Genomic DNA, 17,313 nt, shown 5'->3' on the forward strand with positions numbered 1-17,313 from the left:
GTAGGGGGGAATTTGCCTGGAGTACGCATAGGGGTTTGTCAATCTCAGAGGTAGATTTTGTTCTTTTTCGCTCACTGCTAATTTGTGTTACTTGGCTTTTTCAGAATTGACTTGTAAGTAATTTTAGGTGATATGATCGTGATTTTTAAACAAAAAAGAACACCCCAATGAGCACTTTGTTCGTTGGGGTGATATAAAATTGAAAACTTGTTAGTTATCTTGCTTTTTGAATGTTTTATAGCAGATTAATGCGATGACAAGCCCTACGATGATTATTACTCCCCATAGTATAATAGATTGTATGGCGTTATTTGCTTTTTTTATTTCCTCCGGACTTGCTTTTTGAAATTGATTGAATTGAAAATCATGAGTCTCTACTATAGGAAGTGATGACGGTATATCATTTTTAAAGTGTTGTATATCATATTCTGGGGTATCATACTCGTCTCCTATTATATTTACAGTATACGACGTATTGGCATTTAGGTAAGCTGTAGCGAAGCGTGTTAATGAATATGTATTAACTGCTTTGACTACTAAGGGGGTATTATCTCCATTGTAGATTTCGATATACGGATTCTGTACTAATATATCATCTAGTATAAACTCATTTCGATTTTTAGATGAGAGTATAAATGAGATATTAGTTTTAGTTAGAGAGTCTCTTAAAATCGCTTTTCGATAATAATCTTTTGGAGAGTCTATTTCTATTAATAGCTTATTTAGCCTATATTGATATTGTTGTTTTGCAAAGTATAGTATAGACGTTTTGTTTTTATTGTTGACTTTACTATCTGCATACTTTAGTAAAGTAGGGCTAAACTGTCCATAGGTTTTTGTATCTACAGCAGTGCTTACTTTATTGAGTTTTAAAGGAGCGGATTGATTATTGATCAATTCCATCTCATAGTATTTATAGCGACCTTCTGGTATAGTGATAAACAAAGTTACTTCACTATCATTTGACGATGTATAAGTATAAATAGGAGTTTTTTGTTTTACTATAAACCAGCTTTGATTGTCATTACTTCCACGTACAGATGCGTGTATAGATACGTCCGCTTTATTGATATTGATGTAAAAGTCTGAGACCTTTTTTGCTTCAGGATTGTGTATAACAAATCGATTAATACTATCTCGTTCTACTAAGGTAGATGTTTGGTATTCAATGATTTTTGTTTCTTTAGAAGTCGGTTGTACATTTCTGATAAAGTATGGTACTTCTGTTGTTGCAAAACTTAAACTATCTCGTTGCATTATACGCAGGTTAGAGAAGTTGCTACTAGCTTCACCTGCTATTCTATTGTCTAGTTTAATATTGTAATAACCACTCTCTGTTATAGGAGCAATAGTAGTTGTATATGTTTTGGATTGAGCATGTCCTACTTGAGTACTTAAAAAGTAGGTACTCAGTATGACAAGCGCTATTGTATATATTTTTTTCATTAGAGATTCTTTAATTATTACTCCTTTGTGATAGATGAGGTATCATTATTTTGATCTTGGTCTTTGACAAGAAGCTTTATGCGTTCCATCATAAATGAAACAACTAATAAGATTATACCTAAGATGACAAATGAGATTATCTTTCCACCTTGAGTCATGTTCCAGACATCGTACAAGTAAAATTTAGCAATGATTAATGCAAAACTTCCTAAGGATAACTTTCTCAAGTCAACATCGTTTTGTTTTATTCCTACAATCATCGGAACCATAGCTAATAATCCCCATAAAATTGGGTAACCATACGAATGTACATTACTTAAAATAGAAGTATATCTTTCGACATCATTAATTATCCAAATGCTGAGGTTGTCAAGTTCTACAGACAAGGTACTTACTATGCTGACAAACAAGATGATTAGGTAAATGATTCTATTTTTTTTATCTGCTTGTTTCTGCCTTTTGTATAACCAAATTAGCAAGGACATACCTACCACAATAGCTATAAAATGGATTAGAAAATAGGCTTTAGGATATACATCTCGCATGAAGATCTCACTGCGAAGATGGCTTATCCTTATGTTGTATATCAACAGGAGTATGACCGTTACTGCGAAGATAATTTGATAGTATGCTTTACTAAAAGACTGTTTGTATCTGAGTACAAAAATGAAGGTGTAGAAAAGAGTAAAGGTGATTATAGCTACGTTTTTAAACGTTTGCATATAAGCTGTCGGGCTTAAGTTTTCAATTCTAACCGTTATTTGATATCTTAATTCTAAAATAGGAACAATATATAGCAGTGCTAAGAAGGATACTGACATGATTTGATGAATGTTAGTATTTGATAGCATTGCTATGTTTTTCAATCCCTTAGTTTCACTTTCGTCTATTTCGCTTTTTGCTGCTAATCTTTTAATCACATAAACAGACAGTATAAAAAAGATACCAGTCATTGTAAATTTATTTATTATAATTGGCAAAATTGGAGTAGGATCCAAATCCTCGTATATTTCCACAGGATTGAATAGTGTTGCAGAATAAATATAGGAAATCAAGGTAAGTATGGATAGGATAAAGAATCCCATGCGGAACAAATTAACCTTGGTTTTATTCCAAATGAAATATAGTACAGCCATCTCCACTGCCCAGGCTACTGTGATATAGTTTCCATCTAATTGCATGGGAATACTCAAGGAAACAAATCCTACTATTAATCCCAATAGTGTGTAGCCTAAATTTGAATGAACTTCAAATTTTGTTGTTTTCTTTATGATAACCAAAAAGGCTACATTTATCAGTGCTAATAATATAAGATATACCCCCAGGTAGTTAACCTCCGTTTTGTTGTGGAAAATTTTGATAGCATTTATTAAAATAATGATATTTAATAGCGAAAAGAATATAAGTTGTCTTATTTGAATCTTTTCGATATTGGTTTTGAGGTAGCGCAGAACCATAAAACCACCCAATTGTATAAAAAACAAGATATTGAATATGGCAGCAGACAAGATGTAATCTACTTTATATTTGGATACTACCCATGTATAGAAGTATAAGATAGTTAAGACGTAACTAAATTTGTTTACAATAAACCATTCCTTTTTGTAGGCAACAATTAGAACACCACTGTTTAGTAGTAAAATGTAAGAGAAAAGGACTAAATGATTGCCTGAGCCACTACTCACTAAAAGCGGAGCTAACATCCCCCCAATCAACCCAAATATAGTCAGTTCTTGTCGCTTATATCCAATTGAAAGTAGTACACAGAGTACGGTGATGATGATTAAAATAACAAAAGCTGTAATCTGATTAAATACTTCATATTCTCTAAAAGCAATGGTAATCGTAACATAAAATGTTGCAAAACCACCTCCCATGAGTATGGAGGAGAAGGCGTGATATTTCTGACTAAGTTTATGGGCGATTCCTATTAAAATTCCCCCTGTTAGTATTCCGATGGCAACACGGCCAATTTCATTTATCCAATTTTGATCAATTGCATATTTAACAAAGAAACCTATCCCTAATACGAGTGTGAAAATTCCAATAGTGTTAAGCCAATTGATATTCTTTAACTGTTGTAATAGTTTATTTTGAAAATGATCAGTAGATGTTGCAGTTGTGATCTTTGTCGGTTTTGTGTCCTCTTTCTTAATTTCAGGAGCACTTATTTTCAAAATATTTTCTGAAATCTTCGGTTCTATTTTTTCCTCAGTAGGAGGTACAGCTTCTTGTTTTATTGGCTCATCGACCTTTTTGTAATTTTCTTTTTGTGCCGTATCAGTGGAGCGAACTTCTGGTATTGGAGCACGCTCTATAGGATTAGATATTGGTGCAACAGGTCTTTTTGTTTCTTCCTTTTTTGCAGGTTCAGGTGTTTGTATAGGTTTTTTTGCTATCTGATCTGCTGTTCCTAATGTCTGCTCGAGGCGCTGCATCTTTTCATATAAACCATTTAACATACTCAAAGCTGTATTGACTTTTTTGTTTGTACTGTCTATATTATTATTTAGTCCTTTTACCTTACTGTTTATAACGAGTAATAGTACAATGATTGCTATAAAGCAAAGTGTTAAAAAACCATCCATACATGCGTAGTTTAAATGAATAATAGTTCTTGAAGTTCCTATCTCGCAAATTCAAGTAGTGTTATTTTGTAAAATTAGTTAAATAATAATTATAAATATAAGTATGTGTTAATTATGATAGGATATTATATTTTGTTTAAACAAAAGAGTATTTGAAATAAAAAAAAGAAGTTAACTATAAAATTAACTTCTTTCGTATACGTTGAGTGTTTGGTTTTACTTAATGAATGTAAATGTTTTATTTGACCATTCTCCGATAAGTGGCAATGGTTTTGATTCCCCTTTCAGAGCATTGAGGATGCCAATGATCCAAAGCACTAATATGACTAATCCAACTAAACCTAAGAACGATAGAGCAGGTACAATTTTTACCACAATATTTAAAACTACGTTTAATACTACTGATGCAATCATTACTCCAAATGATTGTCTGAGGTGATACTTTAAAAAATTATCTGCTTTTTCTTTTCCCATAAAATAGGCTATTAACCATCCGATAATTGTAATGTATGATACAATTGCAAGTGTTTTATTATTCATTTTTCGATTTTTTACTGGAGCAAATATCTATAGAAATCTTACAATTATCGTCAATTATAGGTGTAAATGGGGCGAAAATGGCTGATTATAGGGAGTTTTTAGGCTACTTTTGACAGTTCTTTTTTTTGATCGATCATGGTATGTGATGTTGTCGGTTTTGTTTGGTAGGCAGTTTTTCGTTGTTAATCTTAGTAGGTTTAGGATAACTGCTTTTTTAAAGAATGGATTGATAATTAGTGTTTTAAGTATTTTTTTTGATGTTCAATTCTCATTTGTCAATCAAAATAGTATCTTTGCACCGAAATTCTTCCATTTAGAATTTCAAACATATATAATCTACACTTAAAAGTATATAGCATGCAACTGTATAACACATTAAGCGCAGAGGAAAGAGCAGAACTTATCGAACAAGCGGGAGAGAACCGTTTGACTTTATCTTTCTATGCGTACGCCAAAATAGAAAACCCACAACAATTTAGAGATGACTTATTCCTGGCTTGGGATGCATTAGACGCTTTAGGACGTACTTATGTAGCTCATGAGGGGATCAATGCTCAGATGTCTGTACCTGCATCTAAGTTTGATGCATTTAGAGAGACTTTAGAGCAATACGACTTTATGAAAGGTATTCGCCTGAATGTAGCTGTAGAGCAAGATGACTTATCATTCTTAAAGCTAACAGTAAAGGTTAGACACAAGATCGTAGCAGACGGATTGAACGATGATACATTCGATGTGACGAATAAGGGAATTCACTTAAAGGCAAAAGAATTCAACGAGTTATTAGAAGACCCGAATACGGTAGTAGTGGACTTTAGAAACCACTATGAGAGTGAAGTAGGGCACTTCGTAGGAGCGATTACTCCAGACGTGGACACATTCCGTGAATCACTGCCAATCATTAAAGACCAGTTAGAAGACATCAAAGAGGAGAAAAACCTACTGATGTACTGTACAGGAGGTATCCGCTGTGAGAAAGCATCCGCTTACTTTAAACACAACGGGTTTAAGAATGTTTACCAATTAGAAGGAGGTATTATCGAATACACTCGTCAGGTAAAGGCGGAAGGATTAGAGAGTAAGTTCATCGGAAAGAACTTCGTGTTTGACCACCGTTTAGGAGAGCGTATCACAGACGATATTATCTCTAACTGCCACCAGTGTGGTAAACCATGTGATACTCACGTAAACTGTGCAAATGAAGGATGTCATTTGTTATTCATTCAGTGTTACGAATGTGCTGAGCAGATGCACGGATGTTGTTCTGATGAGTGTTTGGATATTATCCAAATGCCTATAGAAGAGCAAAAGCGCCTGCGCCAAGGAGTACAAAAAGGAAACTTAGTATTCAAGAAAGGGCGTTCGGAGGCATTAAAGTTCCAGAAAGAACGCAAAGCTACGGATGAAGTGAAGGCAGTGAAAGTAAGTGCAGTAACACAAATCCGCAAGAAACAAGCAGAGCGAAAAGTACTTATTGGTACAGCACAGCATTACTTTACTAAAGCAAGTGTAGGGCAGTTTATTGTTGACAAGGAGTTAAATGTTGGAGATAAAGTAGCTATCGTAGGGCCTACTACAGGTGATGAGAGACTAACAATAGAGAAGATGATGGTAAATGGAGCGGAAGTTAGTACAGCTAATAATGGAGATAAGATGACTATGGAATTAGGTTTCCGTATTCGTAAAAACGACCAATTGTATAAAATAATAGATTAAGCATTAAGAATATGACAGTTTCAGGAAGAGTAGAGCTTATGGCTCCTGCAGGTAACTTCGAGTCTTTACAGGCCGCGTTAGATAACGGTGCAGACTCAGTGTATTTCGGAGTAGACCAGTTAAATATGCGTGCGCGTTCTACGGTAAACTTTTCTATTGATGATTTAGAAGAGATTGCGAGAAGATGTAAAGAGAAGAATGTACGTACTTATTTGACGTTAAACACTATCGTTTATGACCACGACTTATCAGTGGTTAAGACTTTATTGAATAAGGCAAAAGAGGCAGGGCTTACAGCAGTGATCGCGTCTGACCAGGCAGTGATCGCATCTGCAAGAGCGATCGGGTTAGAAGTACATATCTCTACTCAACTAAATGTCACAAACATTGAGACTGTTAAGTTTTATAGCTTATTCGCTGATACGATCGTGCTATCTCGCGAGCTGAGTTTGCGACAAGTAAAAAAGATCACTGAAGCTATCGAAAGAGAACAGGTGAAAGGGCCTTCTGGTAATTTGGTAGAGATAGAGATCTTCGGTCATGGAGCTTTGTGTATGGCTGTATCAGGGAAGTGCTATTTAAGCCTTCACTCACATAACTCTTCTGCAAACAGAGGAGCGTGTAAACAAAACTGTCGTAAGAAATACACGGTAATAGACCAAGAGAGTGGTTTTGAGATCGAGATAGACAATGAGTATATGATGTCACCTAAGGACTTATGTACCTTAGATTTCTTAGATCAAGTGATCGATGCAGGAACCAAAGTACTGAAGATAGAGGGTAGAGGTAGAGCTCCTGAGTATGTAGCAACTGTGATTCGTACCTATCGTGAGGCTATCGATGCTATCGCTGATGGTACTTACTCTCAAGAGAAAGTAGCAGAGTGGATGAAAGCTTTAGAAACGGTATATAACCGTGGATTCTGGAGTGGATATTACTTAGGACAGAAATTAGGAGAGTGGAGTGACAACCCAGGTAGTAATGCCACTCAGAAAAAAGTGTATGTAGGTAAAGCGGCTCACTATTTCCAAAAAGCGTCTATCGGAGAGTTTAAAATTGAAGCTTATGATATCAAGATTGGTGATAAGATCTTGATTACTGGACCGAGTACAGGAGCACAAGAGTTGATCGTAGAAGAACTATTCGTCAATGAGCAGAAGGTAGAGAAAGCGACTAAAGGAGATGACTGTACAATCAAAATTCCGTTTAGAATTCGCTTATCTGATAAGCTGTATAAAATAGTAGAGGCATAATGGTCATAGTTACGCTACAACGCGATAAGTGTATCGGATGTAATTATTGTGTTGAGGTTGCTCCTCAGCAGTTTCAGATGTCTAAGAAAGACGGAAAGACTGTCTTATTGAAATCTGTGAATAATAAGGGATTTCATACACTTAAGTCGCCAGATTATACTATTTTAGAGGCATGTGAACAAGCAGAGAAAGTTTGTCCAGTACATATCATTACCGTAAAAGATGTATAAGATGAGAAAGATATATTATTTAAGTACTTGTACGACATGTAAGCGTATCATGGCTGAAATGCCTGAATTAGATACGTTTGAACTACAAGAGATTAAGAAGAATCCTGTGACAGCAGCACAGTTAGAAGAAATGTATAAGCAAGTGGGTAGTTATGAAAAACTATTCAATAAGCGTGCTCAACTGTACAAAAGCGAAGGATTAAAAGACAAGAATCTTCAAGAAGATGATTTTAAAAAGCTTATTCTGGAGCAATACACTTTTCTAAATCGCCCAGTAATGTTTATCGATGGTAACATTTATGTCGGGAATAGTAAGAAAGTAGTAGAGGCTGCTATCGAACAAGTAAAGAATAAATAGTAGGCATAAACCTGCTAATAACTAATGGCCAACAGCAATGTTGGCCATTTTTTGTTTGGTTATGTAGTGGTAGGACAACATTTGAAGTCTCGTAAAGACAAAATTATTTCTTCTTGTAAGGCAACTAATCTTCTTATTGCTATTTTATGTCAATGTTTTTTATTCAATAATTATTTGGGATAAATATTGGTATAAGTATAGACGGTATGTCGTTTTTATTTGATTTCTTTCATTTAAGGGATTGTATTATAAATGTTAATTTTTAATATTTATTTAAGAAACTGATTGTTTTTATTTTTTTAATTATTAATATTGGAAATCAAAATATTTGATATTAATATATTTTTGAACTATTATTTTTAATAGTATGTGTTTTTTGTGAAGTTAGGACTGTTAATAAAAACATAAAAAATAAACGAACTAATCTTAATTACCTTAATAATGAAAAAAAGAAAACTTACCTGGTACACAAAGGGACTTTGTGCTGTTGTTTTATGCAGTTTTATAAGTTGTTCAAGTGATGACAATAGCACTGCTCCAAATGTAACTCCTCCAACAGAGGAACCTAATCCTGAAGGGCCAAAAGTGAAAGAAGCCGAAATTTCACTTGCTGTAATAGCATATACTCAAAATACAGCTACAGTTCAAATTAACTCTAAAGAGGCTAAGAGTGTTTACTATTATGTCGTTAAAGGAGATGATGTAAGTACAATTACTGTTGAGGAGATAGTTTCGAAAGGTGTAAAAGTGAAAGCAAATACTGAGGAAGAAGTTGTAGTAGATGCTTTGGAGGCAAATACCAAGTATACTGTGACAGCTATTGCTATTAATGCAGAAGACAAAGCGACAATTTTGAAATATCCTCAAACGATTAAGACTATGCAAAGTGCAACAATGCAAATCATAGCTGTTGAGGCTGATATCACAACGATGGAGTTTAAGTTTACAACTCAGTATGCTGAGAAAGTTGGCTATATTGTACAAGAGGCAACTGAAAAAGCTCCAACTGCTGAGGATGTTTTAGCCAAAGGTGTATCTATTGATAGACTTGATGGGGAGTCTACTTTAAAGGTTGACGGCTTGAGTGAAAACACAAAGTATAACTTGTATGTGGCGGCTATAGAAGCTTCTGGCAAGACATTACTGCAATCATCGGAGTTTTCTACAAAAGAAGATGTACAAGAAGAGGATGGAGTGATCAAGTTTACAGAGATAAAAGTAAATTCTGAAAGCCAAGGCTGGCTTAATGTTTATATTCTTAATCTAAAAGGTAAAGATTGGGAAGCAGGATTTGAAATAGGATCTATATCAGCAGAGTTGCATGAGCTTCCTACAGGAAAGTTCTATTATGCTTCTTGGTCAGAGGAGGTGTCGTCAGATGGTGTAGGTGAATACTTTATTAAGAAGAGAGATGGCTCAGAATCAATAAGAGATTTGGATAGTGGATCAATTGTTATTACTAAAGGAGCTAATAATACTTTCGATATAGAGATTAATATAGCACGAGATAGTGGTACTCCTTTTAAAGCAATTTATAATGGGCCAGTTCAAGTAATACCATATTAAATAAATAATTAGCATAGAGAGATGAGAAATAAATTTTTAATATTATTTGTGGCATTTGTAGGAGGATTATTTGCAGCTTGTTCAAGTGATGACAATAGTGTTCGCAATGTACCGGGTGAAGGAGAAAGTGAAACGCCCAAAGCAGAAGTAACACTTACTTTAGGTGAAGTAGGTGTAGATAAAGTTGATTTTACTGTGATCAGTAAAAATGCAGTACAAATCGCTTACTTGCTCACACCAAAATCGGATGAAAGTATAACTACAGAAGTTATCTTTCAAAAAGGTATCACTGTGGAGGTTAACAAAACCGTTGAAGTTACTGTAAATGATCTGCATCAAGATTCGGAGTATGACCTATACTTGGTAGCTAAAGGAGAGGATAAAGAAGTCAGTTTAATTAAGCATAGTTTTAAAACTCTTTTACCTAAAGGATTGGAGTTAGTAGATGGTTTTATGATGTATGACGATTTGGATGAAGCAACTGGCTTGTATCGCACAAACTTGATGATGTCAACAAAAAAGATGAGTCAAGATGGAAATGGGATAGAATACAAAGATGTTTTGATTTGGTTGTTGACTCAAGAGCCACTTGTTAAATTAACAGAGCAAAGTTACCAACTACCTTTTGGAAAAGTCGCTCCATTAGAGGGGAGTTATGATACTTGGAAACCTTTGATGTATTATGTTGGAAAACACGTTAAAGGTAGTGATGGCAAGCCAAATTTTCAAGGAACAGCTTGGATTAATTTTGACAAGAATAATAATGAGGATTACTTCGTTGCGGATGATACCAAAGCAACTTCTATTGAAATAGTAGATAATAAAGATGGATCATATACGATTTCTGGTAAATTGGTTGATAAAACTCGTGGTGAGGAACTGACATTTACATATACGGATAGTAAACCTGTTTTTGGCTGGTAGGAAAGTTAGAAATATTGATAAAGTTATTAAACGGAAAGAGAGGAACTATATGTTCCTCTTTTTTTTTAGGTGTATATAGCTTTTTATTTTCTGTTTAAATAATGAATGTCAAATTTTTAATCGTATAATTTGCTTGAAGGGATTAATTAGTTGAATGCTGTATTGAATTGCCCGTTATGCTTGATTTTGCGCTAATGGTAATCCTGTTTTTTAAGTCATTTGAAAGAGGGTGGTCGGCTTGTGGTCGGCATGTGATCGCATAGTGGTCGCATACTTTATAGGCAAATTCATGCGACCACTATGCGATTATTATGCTAACAGACGACTATCACTTAGAAGTTAAACTAATTTTAACGACAGTATTTTACCTTCGCAAATCAAATCTTTTTTTAATGGTGTGTTTATCTGGTTAGAAGGTGAATATGACGTTTTAAAACAAAAACAGCAATAGTTTCACTTCAATATTTTTTTGGTTATGATACTCAATCTTGTAGTATATAAGGCATTGAGGGCTGTTTTATTTTTTTAAGAAAAAGCTTGCATAATCCGATTTAAATTAGAAAACTTTGTCCATGCTTCTTTAAGCACAAATACGATATGAAGAAAACCGATTTAAATATGACTTTTATTTCTGACAACATTGCTCTTGCATTTGTTGCGGTTTCTTCTGTTTCTACATCGCGGGTATCTCGCGTCCGGGCTTAATCTTTTTTAGCCTTTTTTAATATAATGCCTTCTTTGGCATTATATCTGTACATATATCATTGATTTTTAATGCTTTTCAGACAGTTTGTATATTGTTGTACCTATTCGGTATCAATATTTAAGCGCGTTTGATTCCTAATCACTTGTTTTGAAATGAATTCAAATCAGTTTATCGTTATTCCTGCGAATGAAACACACGTAGGATATGCGGAACAAATTTGTGAAGAGATGGCTCAGTCGGCTCTTGCCAGAGGGACGGGTATCGCAAGAAGAAAACCAGAGTACGTAGCTACTAAAATGGTTGAGGGCAAGGCTGTTATCGCTTTGCACGTAGATGGTACGTGGGCTGGTTTTTGTTATATCGAGACATGGAGTCACGGTGATTACGTAGCCAACTCTGGACTGATTGTCAATCCTACTTTTAGAAAAGAAGGGTTGGCCAAAGCGATTAAAAAACGCGTATTCGAATTGTCAAGAGAGAAGTATCCAAAGGCTAAAATATTCGGTCTGACTACAGGGTTTGCTGTGATGAAGATCAACTCAGAATTAGGCTATGAGCCTGTTCCTTATTCAGAATTGACACAAGATGAGATGTTCTGGAAAGGGTGCGAGAGTTGTGTTAACTTCCAAATTTTACAGAGCAAAGAGAAGAAGAACTGTCTGTGTACAGCTATGCTTTGGAACCCTGAAGACAAAGAAAAAGAGCTTCGCAATAAAATAGACCAAAAGGCGAAAGCAAAAGAAAGACTCAAAGGAATGCAAAAAAAGTATTCTTTGCTCAAGAGATTGCAAATGCAATTAAAGAAGACAGTCAAAAAAACGAATCTATTTTAATTTTAAATCCATCTATCATGAACAATAAGAAAGTAGTATTAGCATTTAGCGGAGGATTAGACACGAGCTTCTGCGTCATTTATTTAAAAGAAGAATTAGGGTATGAAGTACACTCTGTAGTGGTAAACACTGGGGGCTTCGACGCTGAGGAAGTGAAGGTTATCGAGGAGAAAGCGTATGCCTTAGGGGTGGCTTCTCATACGACTATAGACGAGACAGAAGATTACTATAACGATAGTGTGAAGTACTTGATATTTGGTAACGTATTGAAGAATGCGACTTACCCATTATCAGTAAGTGCTGAGCGTGTATGTCAAGCTACAGCTATTGCTAATTACGCTAAGAAGATAGGGGCAGAAGCAGTAGCGCATGGTAGTACAGGTGCTGGAAATGATCAGGTGCGTTTCGATATGATCTTTAATATTTTGGTGCCTAATGTACAGATTATTACACCGATTAGAGATTTAAAGTTAAGTAGAGAGGAGGAGATTGACTTCTTGCAAAAACACGGTGTTGAAATCAATGCAGAGAAAGCAAAATACTCAATTAATAAAGGATTATGGGGAACTTCAGTAGGAGGAAAAGAAACCCTAACTTCTCATTTATATTTACCAGAAGAGGCATGGCCTACACCGATTACTAAAGTTACTCCTGAAACAGTGGAGATTACTTTTGAGAAAGGTGAGCCAGTAGCTCTAAATGGTAAGCAACTAAAACCTACTGAGGTTATCCAACAATTACAAGATATGGCACAACCATTTGGTATCGGTAGAGATATCCACGTAGGGGATACGATCATTGGTATCAAAGGTAGAGTTGGTTTTGAAGCAGCAGGACCTATTATTTTAGTGAAAGCTCACCACACTTTAGAGAAACATACGTTGACGAAGTGGCAATTGAGCTGGAAAGAACAATTAGCTTCATTCTATGGTAACTACTTACACGAAGGACAATTCCACGATCCAGTAATGAGAGATATGGAAGCATTCTTGAGTAGTACACAGCAGACCGTAAGTGGAAAAGTTACAGTAGAGTTACACCCACACCGTTTTGTAGTGATAGGTATAGAATCAGCGCATGATCTGATGTCTAATAAGTTTGGTAGCTATGGAGAGATGAACAATGCATGGACAGGCGAAGATGTAAAAGGATTCTCTAAGATTTTTGGTAACCAAGTAATGATTTGGCACAAAGTTAATAACTAAGAGCAATAGAACTATGCAAACAATAAAAGCAGGAATAGTAGGTGGAGCAGGTTACACTGGAGGAGAGTTACTAAGACTTCTCTTACCTCATCCCGCAGTAGAGATTGCCTTTGTACACTCTAATAGTAGTGCAGGTAAGCCTGTATATGAGGTGCATACAGACTTGTTTGGAGATACAGACTTACAGTTTACGAGTACCTTGATGCAGGATATCGATGTACTGTTCTTGTGTATGGGGCATGGCGATTCTAAAGTATTCTTAGCAGAAAATGACATTGATAAGGAGATTAAGATTATAGACCTCAGTCAAGACTTTAGATTAAAAGACACAGCAGGAGAGTTCGTTTACGGATTGCCAGAGCTGAATAAAGAGAAGATAAAGAAAGCGAATTACATCGCTAATCCAGGTTGTTTTGCTACAGCTCTTCAGTTAGCCTTGTTGCCTTTAGCACATGCAGCTAAGATGCCTGAGTCTGTTTATATCAATGCTTTGACAGGATCTACTGGTGCAGGTCAGAGTCTATCTACTACATCTCACTTTAGTTGGAGAGCGAATAATATATCCGTATATAAAGCCTTCACTCACCAACACCTTAGTGAGATAGGAGAAAGCCTTGTACAGTTACAGCCAGACTATGTACAGAACATTAAGTTTATCCCAGAGAGAGGAGACTTTGCGAGAGGGATTTTTGCCAGTGTGATGTTTGAATCGACTTTGACAGAAGAGGAATTGTATAATGTTTATGAGAAGTATTATGCATCGCATCCATTTACGCATGTAAGCAAAAAGGGTATTGACTTAAAGCAAGTGGTAAATACGAATAAATGCTTGGTGTCTATCGTAAAGAATGGAAATGATGTATTAGTGACCAGTGCGATAGATAACCTACTAAAAGGAGCAAGCGGACAAGCTGTTCAAAACATGAACTTGCTATTCGGATTAGACGAAAAAACAGGTTTACAACTAAAAGCTTCGGCTTTCTAACAACGATTTATTATGATGAAATTATATGATGTATACCCACTGAACCCTATCGAGATTGTAAAAGGATTAGGGAGTAGAGTATATGACAACAACGGTCAAGAGTATTTAGACTTATATGGAGGGCACGCTGTGATCTCTATCGGACATACTCATCCGCACTATGTAGCGAGATTAACTGACCAATTAAACAAAATCGGATTTTATTCTAATTCTATAGAAATTCCTCTACAACAGCAATTAGCTGCCTTATTAGGGGAAGTAGCTGGGTTGGACAATTATCAATTGTTTTTGTGTAATTCAGGAGCAGAAGCAAATGAAAACGCTTTAAAATTAGCTTCTTTTTACAATGGTAAAAAGAAAGTAATCGCTTTTGATAAAGCTTTTCACGGGAGAACATCTCTTGCCGTTTCTGCTACTGATAACCCAAAGATAGTTGCCCCAGTTAATCAAACGGAGAACATTGTGTTCTTGCCTTTTAACGATGAAGAGGCTCTTGAACAAGCATTTGCCTCTTATGGTGATGAAGTAACAGCAGTGATTATAGAAGGGATACAAGGTGTAGGAGGAATACAAGTAGCGACTGATAGCTTCTTAGCGAAGATTAGAAGTCTTACTACACAGTACGGAGCTGTATTTATCGCAGACGAAGTACAGTGTGGATATGGACGTACAGGTTCTTTCTATGCAGTGAATGACGGTGGAGTGAGTGCTGATATCTATACGATGGCGAAAGGTATGGGGAACGGATTTCCTATTGGAGCAATGGCGATTGGAGAGCAGTTTAAGCCATGGCATGGACAGTTAGGAACTACTTTTGGAGGAAATCACTTAGCTTGTGCAGCAGCCTTATCTGTATTAGAGGTTATGAAGCAAGACAATCTAATGGCGAATACCGCCCAAGTAGGGAACTACTTAATCAATGAATTAAAGAAATTAGATAAGATACAGGAAGTAAGAGGAAAAGGACTAATGATCGGAATAGACCTTGCTCCTGAGTTAAAAGAGGTTCGCAAAGAACTATTAGTGAAAGATCACATCTTTACGGGTAATGCAAGCCCTAATGTAATTCGGTTGTTACCAGCATTAAATCTGACTCAAGCTGATGCAGATTTATTCTTGGATAAATTCAACAACAGATTACAACAATTCTAAAAAGACAATTACAATGAAACAATTTTTTTCCGTTAACGATATACCTTCCCTATCTAAAGCAGTAAATAGCGCATTAGCGTGTAAGGCAAACCCTTTTGCAGAAGAAACTCTTGGCAAGCACAAAACAATAGGTTTAGTATTCTTAAACCCAAGTTTGCGTACAAGGATGAGTACTCAGAAGGCTGCTATGAACTTAGGGATGAATGTAATGGTGATGAATATGACATCAGACGGTTGGGCTTTAGAGACTAAAGACGGCGTAGTGATGGACGGAAATACAGCAGAGCATATTAGAGAAGCCGCTGCGGTGATGGGTGAGTACTGTGATATATTAGGACTTCGTTCGTTCCCAGGGTTAAAAGATGCTGAGGAAGACTATAGCGAAGAATTGTTTAGCAAGTTCGCTAAGTACTGTGGCAAACCTGTAGTGAGCTTAGAGAGCGCGACAAGACATCCACTACAGAGCTTCACAGACTTAATCACGATAGTAGAGCACTTCGATTATAACTATGACGCTGCACAAGATAAATTAGTACCTCAAGGCAAAAAACCTAAAGTAGTATTGACATGGGCACCGCACGTTAAGGCACTTCCACAGGCAGTACCGAACTCTTTCGCAGAGTGGATGTGTAGAGCTCAGGCAGAAGGTCTTGTAGACTTTGTGGTGACTCATCCAGAAGGTTATGCGCTGAAAGAGGAGTTTACAGCAGGAGCTACAGTGACTACTAATCAGGACGAAGCTTTAGCAGATGCTGACTTCGTATATGTAAAGAACTGGTCGAGTTATGAAGACTACGGACAGATAACGTGTACAGATCAATCTTGGATGTTGACTTTGGATAAATTAGAAGCAACGAATCAAGCCAAAGTAATGCACTGCTTACCTGTTAGACGTGATTTAGTGATCTCGTCAGAAGTATTAGATAGCGATAGTTCTATTGTGATACAAGAAGCAGGAAACAGAGTATGGGCAGCACAAGCTGTATTAAAAGAAATGCTTAAAAACCAATAAATTATGCAAAGCCTTACAGTTATTAAGATAGGAGGTAATATCGTCGATGACGAGTCTGCGTTGAACGCTTTTTTAGACATCTATGCTCGTATAGAAGGCCCTAAGGTCTTAGTACACGGTGGAGGTAAATTAGCTACGCGTATGGCTACTCAGTTAGGGATAGAAACTCAGATGGTCAATGGGCGTCGTATCACTGATGAGGCGATGTTGCCTATAGCTGTAATGGTGTATGCAGGTTTGATAAACAAACAAATCACTGCACAACTTCAAGCAAGAGGTTGTGATGCGATGGGAATCTCAGGAGCAGACGCTAAGCTGATACAGAGTCATAAACGCCCTATCGAGCCGATAGACTACGGCTATGTCGGGGACTTTGAGGCAAGCGATGTGAATGTGATTCGATTACAACAATTGTTAGAGATAGGGATTAATCCTGTATTCTCTGCGATTACGGCTGATAAGGAAGGCCAACTACTAAACACCAATGCAGATACTATTGCTTCTAATATAGCAGTTGCTCTTGCTACTAAGTATAAAGTAGCCTTAGTCTATTGCTTTGAGCGCAAAGGGGTATTGCAGGACATTAACGATGAGAACTCTGTGATCACTACCATTGATCAAGAGAACTTTACACAACTAAAACAACAAGGGGTGATAGCTGATGGTATGTTGCCAAAGATAGAGAACGCTTTGGCGGCTGTCAACCAAGGAGTAGATAAGGTATGTATCAAGAAAGCAGAGGATCTATTAGATATAAAAGCTGGTACTACGATTCAACTTTAATAGAATATAACAAGAC

Annotated in this window: 15 protein-coding genes; 12 read left to right on the plus strand and 3 right to left on the minus strand. The window is 36.3% G+C overall.

The window, feature by feature from the left end:
• Positions 1 to 210 precede the first annotated feature (210 nt).
• The 3 genes from GJV76_RS07070 to GJV76_RS07080 all read right to left on the minus strand — a co-directional run bounded on the left by GJV76_RS07070 (position 211) and on the right by GJV76_RS07080 (position 4,574).
• The gene (locus GJV76_RS07070) at positions 211 to 1,446 is read right to left on the minus strand and encodes a hypothetical protein (protein WP_155091943.1); all 1,236 of its coding nucleotides are present in this window, start codon (positions 1,444 to 1,446) and stop codon (positions 211 to 213) included.
• A gap of 17 nt (positions 1,447 to 1,463) precedes the next feature.
• Entirely contained in the window at positions 1,464 to 4,034 is a 2,571-nt protein-coding gene (locus GJV76_RS07075; protein WP_155091944.1) for a DUF2339 domain-containing protein, read from the minus strand.
• 216 nt (positions 4,035 to 4,250) lie between these two features.
• Entirely contained in the window at positions 4,251 to 4,574 is a 324-nt protein-coding gene (locus GJV76_RS07080; RefSeq protein WP_155091945.1) for a DUF4870 domain-containing protein, read from the minus strand.
• A 357-nt stretch (positions 4,575 to 4,931) separates the two neighbouring features.
• Between GJV76_RS07080 and trhO the strand changes: the two genes are divergently transcribed.
• From trhO to argB, 12 genes are all read left to right on the plus strand, one after another.
• Complete coding sequence (trhO, locus tag GJV76_RS07085) at positions 4,932 to 6,290, plus strand: oxygen-dependent tRNA uridine(34) hydroxylase TrhO (protein WP_155091946.1); 1,359 nt, start codon at positions 4,932 to 4,934, stop codon at positions 6,288 to 6,290.
• 11 nt (positions 6,291 to 6,301) lie between these two features.
• Complete coding sequence (locus GJV76_RS07090) at positions 6,302 to 7,543, plus strand: peptidase U32 family protein (RefSeq protein WP_155091947.1); 1,242 nt, start codon at positions 6,302 to 6,304, stop codon at positions 7,541 to 7,543.
• On the plus strand, positions 7,543 to 7,773 hold the full coding sequence (locus GJV76_RS07095) for a ferredoxin (protein WP_006257855.1): 231 nt from the start codon (positions 7,543 to 7,545) through the stop codon (positions 7,771 to 7,773). The genes GJV76_RS07090 and GJV76_RS07095 overlap by 1 nt, the downstream gene beginning before the upstream one ends.
• Position 7,774: 1 nt before the next feature.
• A complete protein-coding gene (locus GJV76_RS07100; protein WP_155091948.1) occupies positions 7,775 to 8,131 on the plus strand; it encodes an arsenate reductase family protein in 357 nt (118 codons plus the stop codon).
• A gap of 441 nt (positions 8,132 to 8,572) precedes the next feature.
• Entirely contained in the window at positions 8,573 to 9,697 is a 1,125-nt protein-coding gene (locus GJV76_RS07105) for a hypothetical protein (protein WP_155091949.1), read from the plus strand.
• A gap of 21 nt (positions 9,698 to 9,718) precedes the next feature.
• Entirely contained in the window at positions 9,719 to 10,621 is a 903-nt protein-coding gene (locus GJV76_RS07110; protein WP_155091950.1) for a hypothetical protein, read from the plus strand.
• Positions 10,622 to 11,479: 858 nt separating this feature from the next.
• Positions 11,480 to 12,160 carry a GNAT family N-acetyltransferase gene (locus GJV76_RS07115; protein WP_155091951.1) on the plus strand — a complete coding sequence of 227 codons (681 nt, stop codon included), beginning with the start codon at positions 11,480 to 11,482 and terminating at the stop codon, positions 12,158 to 12,160.
• A 17-nt stretch (positions 12,161 to 12,177) separates the two neighbouring features.
• Positions 12,178 to 13,365: an argininosuccinate synthase gene (gene argG, locus GJV76_RS07120; RefSeq protein WP_155091952.1), complete on the plus strand. Its 1,188-nt coding sequence runs from the start codon at positions 12,178 to 12,180 to the stop codon at positions 13,363 to 13,365.
• 13 nt (positions 13,366 to 13,378) lie between these two features.
• A complete protein-coding gene (argC, locus tag GJV76_RS07125) occupies positions 13,379 to 14,350 on the plus strand; it encodes an N-acetyl-gamma-glutamyl-phosphate reductase (RefSeq protein ID WP_155091953.1) in 972 nt (323 codons plus the stop codon).
• Between the two features lie 12 nt (positions 14,351 to 14,362).
• The gene (locus GJV76_RS07130; RefSeq protein WP_155091954.1) at positions 14,363 to 15,502 is read left to right on the plus strand and encodes an aspartate aminotransferase family protein; all 1,140 of its coding nucleotides are present in this window, start codon (positions 14,363 to 14,365) and stop codon (positions 15,500 to 15,502) included.
• A 13-nt stretch (positions 15,503 to 15,515) separates the two neighbouring features.
• Entirely contained in the window at positions 15,516 to 16,514 is a 999-nt protein-coding gene (locus GJV76_RS07135; protein WP_155091955.1) for a Rossmann-fold NAD(P)-binding domain-containing protein, read from the plus strand.
• Between the two features lie 3 nt (positions 16,515 to 16,517).
• Positions 16,518 to 17,297 (plus strand): acetylglutamate kinase, encoded by a 780-nt coding sequence (gene argB / locus GJV76_RS07140; RefSeq protein ID WP_155091956.1) that lies wholly within the window; start codon positions 16,518 to 16,520, stop codon positions 17,295 to 17,297.
• Positions 17,298 to 17,313 lie beyond the last annotated feature (16 nt).

This window comes from Myroides albus (assembly GCF_009711045.1).
GTDB lineage: Bacteria > Bacteroidota > Bacteroidia > Flavobacteriales > Flavobacteriaceae > Flavobacterium > Flavobacterium album_A.

What these genes read in the sequence shown, in the direction of transcription:
- GJV76_RS07070 (WP_155091943.1), bottom strand. Translation starts at nt 1,446, where the DNA reads ATGAAAAAAATATATACAATAGCGCTTGTCATACTGAGTACCTACTTT.
- GJV76_RS07075 (WP_155091944.1), bottom strand. Translation starts at nt 4,034, where the DNA reads ATGGATGGTTTTTTAACACTTTGCTTTATAGCAATCATTGTACTATTA.
- GJV76_RS07080 (WP_155091945.1), bottom strand. Translation starts at nt 4,574, where the DNA reads ATGAATAATAAAACACTTGCAATTGTATCATACATTACAATTATCGGA.
- trhO (WP_155091946.1), top strand. Translation starts at nt 4,932, where the DNA reads ATGCAACTGTATAACACATTAAGCGCAGAGGAAAGAGCAGAACTTATC.
- GJV76_RS07090 (WP_155091947.1), top strand. Translation starts at nt 6,302, where the DNA reads ATGACAGTTTCAGGAAGAGTAGAGCTTATGGCTCCTGCAGGTAACTTC.
- GJV76_RS07095 (WP_006257855.1), top strand. Translation starts at nt 7,543, where the DNA reads ATGGTCATAGTTACGCTACAACGCGATAAGTGTATCGGATGTAATTAT.
- GJV76_RS07100 (WP_155091948.1), top strand. Translation starts at nt 7,775, where the DNA reads ATGAGAAAGATATATTATTTAAGTACTTGTACGACATGTAAGCGTATC.
- GJV76_RS07105 (WP_155091949.1), top strand. Translation starts at nt 8,573, where the DNA reads ATGAAAAAAAGAAAACTTACCTGGTACACAAAGGGACTTTGTGCTGTT.
- GJV76_RS07110 (WP_155091950.1), top strand. Translation starts at nt 9,719, where the DNA reads ATGAGAAATAAATTTTTAATATTATTTGTGGCATTTGTAGGAGGATTA.
- GJV76_RS07115 (WP_155091951.1), top strand. Translation starts at nt 11,480, where the DNA reads ATGAATTCAAATCAGTTTATCGTTATTCCTGCGAATGAAACACACGTA.
- argG (WP_155091952.1), top strand. Translation starts at nt 12,178, where the DNA reads ATGAACAATAAGAAAGTAGTATTAGCATTTAGCGGAGGATTAGACACG.
- argC (WP_155091953.1), top strand. Translation starts at nt 13,379, where the DNA reads ATGCAAACAATAAAAGCAGGAATAGTAGGTGGAGCAGGTTACACTGGA.
- GJV76_RS07130 (WP_155091954.1), top strand. Translation starts at nt 14,363, where the DNA reads ATGATGAAATTATATGATGTATACCCACTGAACCCTATCGAGATTGTA.
- GJV76_RS07135 (WP_155091955.1), top strand. Translation starts at nt 15,516, where the DNA reads ATGAAACAATTTTTTTCCGTTAACGATATACCTTCCCTATCTAAAGCA.
- argB (WP_155091956.1), top strand. Translation starts at nt 16,518, where the DNA reads ATGCAAAGCCTTACAGTTATTAAGATAGGAGGTAATATCGTCGATGAC.